The organism is Bacillus sp. NPDC060175 (genome assembly GCF_042728695.1).
In the GTDB taxonomy this organism is placed as follows: Bacteria; Bacillota; Bacilli; order Bacillales; family Bacillaceae_G; genus Bacillus_A.
Window position 1 is genome coordinate 1 of sequence record NZ_JBHWYR010000118.1, and the last position, 9,586, is coordinate 9,586.

The 9,586-nt window shown below is 34.3% G+C and carries 11 protein-coding genes; 7 read left to right on the forward strand and 4 right to left on the reverse strand.

The window, feature by feature from the left end; all coding sequences use genetic code 11:
* Window positions 1–202 precede the first annotated feature (202 nt).
* On the forward strand, window positions 203–517 hold the full coding sequence (locus tag ACFWDE_RS28475) for a DUF3892 domain-containing protein (protein ID WP_377896128.1): 315 nt from the start codon (window positions 203–205) through the stop codon (window positions 515–517).
* Window positions 518–603: 86 nt separating this feature from the next.
* On the opposite strand, the gene ACFWDE_RS28480 is transcribed toward ACFWDE_RS28475, so the two are convergent.
* Window positions 604–1,044, reverse strand: coding sequence for a YaiI/YqxD family protein (locus tag ACFWDE_RS28480; protein WP_377896129.1), 441 nt, complete (start codon window positions 1,042–1,044; stop codon window positions 604–606).
* A gap of 80 nt (window positions 1,045–1,124) precedes the next feature.
* Complete coding sequence (gene pdxR, locus ACFWDE_RS28485; RefSeq protein WP_377896130.1) at window positions 1,125–2,567, reverse strand: MocR-like pyridoxine biosynthesis transcription factor PdxR; 1,443 nt, start codon at window positions 2,565–2,567, stop codon at window positions 1,125–1,127.
* A gap of 124 nt (window positions 2,568–2,691) precedes the next feature.
* On the opposite strand from pdxR, the gene ACFWDE_RS28490 reads away from it, so the two are divergent.
* On the forward strand, window positions 2,692–3,603 hold the full coding sequence (locus tag ACFWDE_RS28490; protein ID WP_377896131.1) for a DMT family transporter: 912 nt from the start codon (window positions 2,692–2,694) through the stop codon (window positions 3,601–3,603).
* Between the two features lie 33 nt (window positions 3,604–3,636).
* Here ACFWDE_RS28490 and ACFWDE_RS28495 read toward each other — a convergent pair whose 3' ends face one another.
* A complete protein-coding gene (locus ACFWDE_RS28495) occupies window positions 3,637–4,089 on the reverse strand; it encodes an NUDIX hydrolase (RefSeq protein WP_377896132.1) in 453 nt (150 codons plus the stop codon).
* Between the two features lie 96 nt (window positions 4,090–4,185).
* Here ACFWDE_RS28495 and ACFWDE_RS28500 point away from each other — a divergent pair, with 96 nt between their 5' ends.
* The 5 genes from ACFWDE_RS28500 to ACFWDE_RS28520 all read left to right on the forward strand — a co-directional run bounded on the left by ACFWDE_RS28500 (window position 4,186) and on the right by ACFWDE_RS28520 (window position 8,383).
* Entirely contained in the window at window positions 4,186–4,587 is a 402-nt protein-coding gene (locus tag ACFWDE_RS28500) for a DUF3980 domain-containing protein (RefSeq protein ID WP_377896133.1), read from the forward strand.
* 16 nt (window positions 4,588–4,603) lie between these two features.
* Window positions 4,604–5,074, forward strand: a complete 471-nt coding sequence (locus ACFWDE_RS28505; protein ID WP_377896134.1) for a GNAT family N-acetyltransferase — start codon at window positions 4,604–4,606, stop codon at window positions 5,072–5,074.
* A gap of 47 nt (window positions 5,075–5,121) precedes the next feature.
* Entirely contained in the window at window positions 5,122–6,012 is an 891-nt protein-coding gene (locus tag ACFWDE_RS28510; RefSeq protein ID WP_377896135.1) for an AraC family transcriptional regulator, read from the forward strand.
* A gap of 23 nt (window positions 6,013–6,035) precedes the next feature.
* Window positions 6,036–6,959 carry a serine hydrolase domain-containing protein gene (locus ACFWDE_RS28515; RefSeq protein ID WP_377896136.1) on the forward strand — a complete coding sequence of 308 codons (924 nt, stop codon included), beginning with the start codon at window positions 6,036–6,038 and terminating at the stop codon, window positions 6,957–6,959.
* Between the two features lie 290 nt (window positions 6,960–7,249).
* Window positions 7,250–8,383 carry a tripartite tricarboxylate transporter TctB family protein gene (locus ACFWDE_RS28520; protein WP_377896137.1) on the forward strand — a complete coding sequence of 378 codons (1,134 nt, stop codon included), beginning with the start codon at window positions 7,250–7,252 and terminating at the stop codon, window positions 8,381–8,383.
* 205 nt (window positions 8,384–8,588) lie between these two features.
* Here the strand turns inward: ACFWDE_RS28520 and ACFWDE_RS28525 are convergent, their stop codons facing one another.
* Entirely contained in the window at window positions 8,589–9,344 is a 756-nt protein-coding gene (locus tag ACFWDE_RS28525) for a CPBP family intramembrane glutamic endopeptidase (RefSeq protein WP_340824525.1), read from the reverse strand.
* Between the last annotated feature and the right edge of the window lie 242 nt (window positions 9,345–9,586).

Below are 9,586 nucleotides of genomic sequence, written 5' to 3' on the forward strand. Positions count from 1 at the left end.
GATAATATTGTTAGGAAAATATTAACACTTAAATTTAGCTTAAATTGAGAGGTAAAGGATTGTAAAATAAATTTGTATTAGGAAAAAAAAGTATAATCTGGGGTTATTTATTTGGAGTAGCGTAGTCTTTTTAAGTTAATAAAAAAGTACATAAAACCAATAGCTCCCAACCATACTAAAAAATGTGTTGGAGGTGAGTTTTATGGACAAAAAAGACTTTCAAAAAGTTTATAATGATTACTTACATCAAGGAGAAGAGCAAGCTCAATTGGAAGTAGCCCAGGAAGTCGATTCAGGAGCAGAACAAATAGTTGCAGTTCGTAAAAATGATGAAGGTGATTTAATTGCTTTTAAAACAAGTAGTGGCAGAGAATTAGATTATATTACTGCTCTTGATGAAGCAAAATCAGGAAAGTTAGCTCATGTGGACGTATTCCATAAGTATGGTAGGGATATTATACGTAGTGAACCGGATGGTATAAAGGAAAATAACTTAGATAATTTACCGTCTTTTTAAACGGGTAAACCTCAAGAAGAGAATGTTCATTTGGATATTCTCTTCTTTTCTTTACAAAGTTTTCCTTGCAAATAGAATGTTCATTTCTAAAGTGCAATCATACTTTTAAAGAGCTCTCTAAATTTCTCTTTGTCTTCTGCTGTAAATGGTTTTGGCCCCTTTGTACGCTTGCCACTTTTTCGAATCATTGCACTTAAATAACGTGTTTGTAATAGTTGTTCAATGTTTTCATTCGTATACTTATAGCCTTTATGGTGTAGAACGATACAGCCTTTTGCTAAAGCGAGCGAAGCAAGACCGTAATCTTGCGTTACGATTAAATCTTCTTTTTTTGCTAACTGCATAATCCGGTAATCCGCAGCATCTGCTCCGGAATCAACATAAATTGTTTCCACCCCTGCTGGCTGCTTAGCATTAGAATAATGAGAAAAGCTAGTAACGAGCGTAACAGGGATTTCGGCATTCGTAGCTTCAAAAATAATCACATCTTTTACAGGACAAGCATCTGCATCAACGTAAATTTTCATTGTAATCACTCCTATAAATAGGTTCGTGTTGATAATAATGGTAGATTTGACTTTTGTCAAACGAGGGTTCGTATCTAATGTTATTTTTCACAAACCAAAATAGCCTCACGCAAACGAGAAATGCCTTCCTCAATTTGATCAATATTTACTTTCCCATAAGATAAACGAATGTAACCATCTTTCGCGCCAAAAATACTACCGGGCATAAAGGCGATTTCTTGTTTTAAGCTTTGCATAATAAGTTGTTTTTCGTTTATAGGTTCTTTTAATTTCCCCCATATGTAAATACCACCAGTAGGGTTTGAAAAAGAGATTTTATCATGAAGTTGCTCGTTTAGAGCGCGGACGATAATGTCTCTTTTTTCTGCTAGTTGTTTTCGTAACGGTACGATATGAGACTGAAATGGTACAGTTTCGAAAAATTGTTGCATAAGCCACTGGGGAAAAATACTCATTCCTAATTCCATTTGGTGCCGTGCGTCAGATAATCGCTCTACTACGGACTGCGGAGCGACAAGCCATCCGACTCGTAAACCTGGTGCAATCATTTTTGATAAGGAATGTACATAAATGACAGTTCCATTTTCATCAATCGATTTCAAAGTAGGGCAAGGTTGTTTATTTTCTAACGTAAGTAAACTAGATGGATCATCTTCAACAATCGCAATTCGTAAGTCTGCGCAAAGTGATAAAAGTTTTTTTCTTCGATTTGGATGAAGCATTGTTCCAGTTGGGTTTTGGAAATTTGGATTTAAAAAGATCATTTTAATACGATGCTTTCTATACAACTCTTGCACATCATCTGGATTAATACCATGTTCATCGACAGGTAATGGGAAAATACGAATACCTGCTGATTGGAATAACGGTAATGAATAACAGTGTGAAGGACTTTCGAAAGCGACTGCATCTCCTGGGTTTAATAAACATTGAACGATAAGGTGGAGTGCTTGTTGGGCGCCGGATGTAATCATAATGGATTGTTCTGTCGCTTCAACATTTAAATATTCCTTCATATAGTTTACTACCGCTTGTCTTAGCGGGAGATAGCCCTGAGGGTGATCATAACTTAATGACTGCGTTAACGGCTGTTCTCGTAAAATCGTTTGTAGTTGATCGTGAGGATAGAGGTTACAACCGAGCTCTCCGTTTGCGAAGTCAATCATGTTTTCATTTTGCTGTACTTCTGCCCGAATATGGCGAAGTAACGGTAAGTTTGGTAAGAAAGTCCCGCCTTCTACGAAACCTCTCCAGTTCGGCGTTAATGTTGGAGAAACGCCCCACATATGTGTACTCACACGTGTACCTTTACCAGTTGTACTTTCTACAATGCCCATAGCACGTAGTTCATTATAAGCAGTCGTTACCGTACTGCGGTTTACATTTAACTGCGTAGCTAATTTCCGTTCTGAAGGGAGGAAGCTACCTGGAGGAAGTTCTCCGTATGTAATACGTTTTTCAATAAAGTCAACAACTTGCTGATAAATAGGGATTTTACTGTCGTTATCTAGCTTCCATTCCATACAAACGCCTCCGCATCTCTTATATACATCAAGTATAACAAATTGGCTGGGTAAAAAAACAGCCAATTGGACGGTGTTATATCCAGCCAATTTTACTATGCTAAATAGGGAAGGGGAGATTCGGATGAAACGATGGCAAATGGAATGGCTCCTAGTATCAGTAGCATTAGTATGGGGAGCAAATTATACAATTGGAAAGTATGGCGTGGCATTTATGTCATCCATTCAATTTAATAGTTTACGATTTTTAGTAGCATCACCGGTATTATTACTTATTACATTTATTATGGAACGCTCATTACGTATTGAAAGAAAAGATTGGTTACGATTATTAGCAGTCGGTATCGTTGGAACGACAATGTACCAAACGATGTTTATGCTATCTGTGAAATATACTTCAGCAACGAACGCCTCATTATTAATTGCGATGTCACCTATATTTACAGGGATATTAGCAGTATTACACAAGCAAGAACGTTTTTCGATGAAAGTACAAATTGGTTCAATAGTAGCCTTTATTGGTGCAGCATTCGTTTTATTAACAGGACATACGGGAGGAGCTACTTACGAGTATGCGTGGCTTGGAAATATAATTGGATTAGTCGCAGCAGTTGCGTGGGGCTGGTACCCAATTTTGGCGCAACCTCTTATTACAAAATACTCGGCAATGAGAGTTACATCATGGTCTACTTTAATTGGAATTGTACCTCTCGTTATATACTGTTTATTCAACGTAAATACATTAACGTGGCCAGTAGATATGCCGAGCTGGGGCTCACTAGCATATTCAATCGTCTTTGCGACAATCTTTGGACTTGCAATGTGGTATGTCGGTATTAGTAAAATAGGTTCAACGAAAGTAATGGTATATATGTATCTCGTACCACTGTTCGCAGTTATCTTTGCAGCGGTAACAATAGGAGAGCAAGTCAATATGATGCAACTGGTTGGCGGACTTATAATCTTTGTGGGTTTATATGTTGTAAAAAAAGGCGGAATCAAAAAGCCCGCTCTCAATTTGAAAAAAGTAAGCTAATCTTTAAAATGATCTCTTTCACATAGAAGGAGATCATTTTTGTTTTTGCAATAAAAGAGCTTGTTCAACAGCCCATTTTTGATGATCGTGAAGTAAATGTTCTATAGTAAGTAATGGAGACATCCACTTTAGAATATGATCTTCTTCAGAGGTTTCAGTTTGTTTATGTACCATGTTCGCAATGTAAAAGAACCCATCGTTTAAATAATATGTATCTTCCTTTTCCGCATAAAAATAGCGCGCTGCATTACCGATATACTGTTCGATTTCAATTGTCCATCCTAATTCCTCGAGTAATTCACGATGCAAACATTCTTCTTTTGTTTCATTACCTTCCATACCGCCACCTGGTAAAAAGTAACGTTCTCCATTTTGAATGATAGCTATGTTTGAAGTAGTTGGATCAAAAATAACCGCATAACAGCTCGGCCGTAATACATACTGAACAGTAGGTATTTTAGAACCAAATGTGAGTTTTGAAATCATAAAACACAACCTTTCTCTATAAAATACATAAAAGGAATATTAAGGTAAATGTAGAATTATATAAGTATAATCTTAATAGATTGGAGTGGTAACAACATGATAAATCGAAAATGTTCAAGGTGTAAAGAAATAACAGGTACGTTGCATGGTGGTAAAAAAATAAGTGAAGAATTTTTATGTGAGGATTGTTTGCAAAAAGGAATTGCGAGTGGGGAAATCGAATTATCACAAGTGGAAGAAAAACAAATTTCATATCTTTCTATAAAAATATTAAAAATAATGAGTGTTATTTATCTAGTAGTATCTATTATAACCACTTTTTCTGCTGGAGCACTTATACAGGATCCAGGGCTTGGTGGGATATCATTTTCAATAACAGGTGCAGTTGGTGTTATGATAATTGGATCGATATTCCAATCTGTTCTTGTATTTTGCGGAATATGGGTATTCATTCTTTTAGTAGAAACGGTCATTAAAATTTATGAAAAAATGAAGTGAGTGAGAGGGAGAATACATGCGAGTAAGAAACATTCAAGGGGAAGATTATGTAAAGATTCATTCTGTTTTAAATGATTGGTGGGGCGGAAGAGACATGGCTAGTATGTTGCCAAAATTGTTTTTCGTTCACTTTCAAGAAACGAGTTTTATGATTGAAGAAGAGGGAGAAATGTTAGGTTTCTTATGTGGATTTTTTTCACAAACGCATAAAGATGAAGCATACGTTCACTTTATTGGTGTAAATCCGAAGTTTAGAAGAAAAGGAATTGCATCAACGTTATATTCTTATTTCTTCGATGTCGCTCGTGCAAATAACCGTAAAGTTGTAAAAGCAATCACGTCACCAGTTAATAAAAAATCGATACAATTTCATCAAGAAATTGGCTTTGAAATTGAAGCTGGGGATGATGAAATAGAAGGTGTATCCGTACATACAAATTATGATGGGAACGGCGGGAGTAGAGTTTTATTTTTAAAACATGTGTAAAGTAGGCTAACGTGAAGTTAGCCTTTTTGTTGTGAGGAGGAAAGAACATGGAGAGTTCTCAAAGTAGAAACGAGTATTTACGACGTATTTATAAAGTGCAAGACTATATAGAATCAAATATAAATGATTCGCTTTCAATTGAGGATTTAGCTAATGTGGCAGGTTTTTCAAAATTTCATTTTCATAGAATTTTTAAAGGGATGATGGAAGAGCCGTTATCTCGGTATGTGAATCGTTTGAAATTAGAGAGGGCAACACATTTACTTACATATCGTATGGATATGACGGTTACAGACATCGCTTACCATTATGGTTTCACAGATTCAGCAGTTTTCTCCCGGACATTTAAAAGTCAGTACGGAGTAAGTCCGTCTCAGTATAGAAATCACAATAGCAAGAATTGCAAAGACGTTAGCGAAGGTTCTCAATACAATGAGTGTAAGAAGGTTCGAGGAGAGGTCGAAATTGTAACAGCGGACAAAGTAAACGTCGCATACATAAGACACGTAGGTACATATAAGGATTTAGCTATAGATTTTCCAAAAATGATAGGAAAGCTATTTCATTACGCAGCGGAGCAAAACTATCATGTATTTGAGGATACGAAGATATTAACAATTTATCATGATCATCATGAGTTTACTGAGGACTATCATTTAAGAACAAGTTTATGCATAACAATTCCAGATGGAGTAGAAGAAGGAAATAGCGTAATTGGACTAATGACAATACCATCAGGGAAATATGCAGTAGGGCACTTTGAAATATTCCAAGATGAATACAAAGGGGCATGGAACTTTTTATACGGTGAATGGCTCCCGAAGAGCGGATATAAACCGAGAGATTCATATCCTTTTGAAGTGTATAAAAATGACCCAAGGCAGCACCCGGAACATAAACATATAGTCGATATCTATGTACCTATCGAACCTTTTTAATCATATATTAAGGGGGAAGAACGATGAAAACGGCTGAACAGTTAGATTGTATGATAAAAGAAGAATACAAAAATATTAATGGTATGTTAGTAATGCAGAAAGATAGTGTTATTTTTGAAAAATATTATAATGGTTACGGTTCAGATGATGCATTTCATATAGCGTCTGTCACAAAAACGATAACCTCTGCGCTAATTGGGATATGCATAGATAAAGGGTATATAAAAAGCATTGATCAAAAAGTAATAGAATTTTTTCCAGAATATAATGTTAAGCCATCTGAAGTAACAGTACGACACCTTCTAACGATGACAGCTCCATATCCTTATGCAGATTGGCAGGAACCGTTAGAAGAACTATGTACACAACAGGACTGGGTGCAGTATACACTTAATAGAATTGGGAACGGCGGACAAATTGGAGCTTTTAAATATTCATCTGCAGGAGCACATTTACTATCAGCAATTATTACGAGTGTAACAGGGAAAAGTGCGCGTGAATTTGCGAATGAACAGCTATTTCAGCCACTCGGTATGAGAGAAATTCCAAACTACAATATGAAAGCATTTGGATTCGATGACTTATTCGGAAAAGATGTGAAGGGATGGGTTCATGATCCAAATGGTATTTCGACAGGCGGATGGGGACTTACGTTAACAGCTAGAGATATGGCTAAGTTTGGACAATTGTATTTGAATGAAGGTACGTATGATGGAAAACAAATTCTTTCAAAATCGTGGGTACAAGAATCAACAGCGATGAATTCAAATCAATATGGTTACTTATGGTGGTTACGAGAAGAAGATGGTGTCTATTCATACTGTGCAATGGGCGATGGTGGAAATGTGATTTGTTGTGTACCGGAGAAGGAACTGGTGGTGGCGATTGCATCTGAAATTGTACCGGAAGCGGGGGATAGATGGGAATTAATTAAGCGATGCCTATAGTTAACTTTAAAAATCCTCCTACACTGCAGGAGGATTTTTTCTTTTACTAAAGTTTATTTGAAAATTGAAATTTAAAAAATCCTTTTTTGTTTATTTTGTATATTTACTACTAATTATAGCCTGTTAGTTTAGTTGTTTATACAAATATAATTATATTTGTATAATAAAAACATTTCATGTATAAGTATAATGTGTTAATATCATAGCTGGAATGGAGAAAGCCATGTGCATTTTCCGCATGAATAAATAGGGTGTTTTGTTGTAAGAAGGGAAAAGGAAGGTATTTAGGTATGTATGGTGTTTTTATGTTTTTATTAGTGTTAGGAATGATAATCAGTGGGTTATTCATTGTTAGATTTCATAAGAGAATGGACTGGCAAAAAAGAATGAAAGCAATTGTAGCATGTCTCGGATGTTTTTCAGTTGCATTCATTTGCATTGTATTTGCTCCGAAAAAGGACACTTTTACGGTAAATGAATCGAAGGTAAGTGAGGAAACGACAAGTGAAGAGGATTCAAAAAAAGAAGAAGTAACTTCGTCGGATGAAGTAAAGGAAGATAAAGAGCCTATATATAAAGAGTATAGTACAGAAGAAATAAAATCTTTGTTTATTACTGGTATGAGTACTAAGGAATTTGATGATAAAAAAGAAGAGAGTAAAATAAAAGTACGAAATTATAATAACTATAATCCAGCTGGATTATACACATTTGATACTAAAGAGGGACAAATTGTAGCAGTAGTATTAAATGCAAAGGAAGTAATTAAAGTTGAAACATTAAATAATCAAGAATTATTAGGGAATTTCATTAAAGATGAAGAAAATAGGATGAACGAAGAAAAAAGAATTGCAAATGAAGAAGCGAATAAGCAATTAAAGGAATTATATGAAAGTAAAAAGAATAAAATGGAAGGTTCTGGAGACTCAGTCACAAATAAAATGCAACTAAATTCAGGATTAGTATTCTTTGATTTTAATAATACGGGTTCAAGAAACTTTATTGTACATCTAAAAGATAGTAGTGGTAATACGATAGAATTGCTAGTAAACACTATCGGAAATTATTCAGGAAAAGTATCTACTGCTATTCCGGTAAGTGGAGAATATTATTTAGAAGTAAAATCAAGTAGCAACTGGAATGCTACTGTAACACAAGAAACACCACCTGTATCTGAAAAGGTTCCAGGTACGATTAATGGTCATGGTGATGACGTAGTTTTCATCGATGTTCCAAGTGGAAACCACATTGTTAAATTAAAACATACAGGTTCAAGGAATTTTATTATTAAAGTGAACGATCAGAATTTGTTAGTAAATAAAATTGGTACGTATGAAGGGTCATCTTCTCAAGTTTTCAAGAATTCAGGGATGTATAGCTTTGCGGTAAAAGCAGATGGTGATTGGAGCATTACAATAGAGTAGTATAATTTATTTATATCTCTTTTAATAAAATGAAAAGTTAATATAAAAAGAAACCCTTTTGATTAATTTTTCAAAAGGGTTTCTTTTTTAGCTCTCGCTACATTAGGAATTAAAAATGAAAAATTAAAAGATGCGAAAGAGGGAACTTAGAAATTGTAGTGAAAAATAAAACATCCCCGTGATACCTTTTTTCTGTAATTGTTAACTATTCTTTAACTTTTCGAGGTATAAGGTACATCATGCCGAGCACAATTGCTAGCAAGATAAATTTAATAAATTCTATTAGGCTGGCATCCCACTTGTTTTGCAATCCATCTGTTAAATAAAATACATTAAACATACCATGTAAAATTGCGGGTGGTACTACAGAATGACCATACTCTCTCGTGTACGTCAAAATTATAGATAACATGAATAATAACGAGAAATAACTTAATATTCCTACAAACCAAAACTCATAATTTTTATAAAAGATTGCTACTGGTATATGCCATAAAGACCAGAGAAAAGCTGTAATAATAGCTGTGTGTATGAATGAATATTTTTTTCGTAAATAGTAATGAAAATTTCCGCGCCATATAATCTCTTCTAATAATGCAGATAAAGATCCGACTGTAAGACCAACGAGTAAGAGAAATCCTAATTCATTCCAATGATTATATAAGAACTTAATATCATAAATATAAAAATAAAAATGGAGACATAGTCCTAGAAGTAGTGGAAATAAAATGGAGAAGATTAGTGTTTTTATTTTTGGACGTGAAATTCCCAATGTATGAACTATTTTTTGTTTCTTATATAATTTTTGATACAAAATAACTGCTAAAAGCGGAACAACCATCGTAAATCCCAAATAATTACGACCATTTTCTATGTTCAGCAAGATGATATATACAATCGATGTGAGAAAATAAATACATAATGTTGAATGATAAACTATGTTTCTATTAATATTTTTCACCTACCTAAGTATATATAAGTTGTTAATCGAATATCCGATATTTTAATTATATATGAAATGAAAATAGACGGAATGAAAAATTTCATAAAACAATTTTGTTTTAAATTAACCGTCTACTCCCATATTTAAAAATTGAACAAGTTGATCATTTAAATAACTTGTATTATAAGAAAAATCATTTTGATACCACTCAATAATGATGCCAATAATCGCATTTGCTTGGTAGGAACAATAAAGTGAAT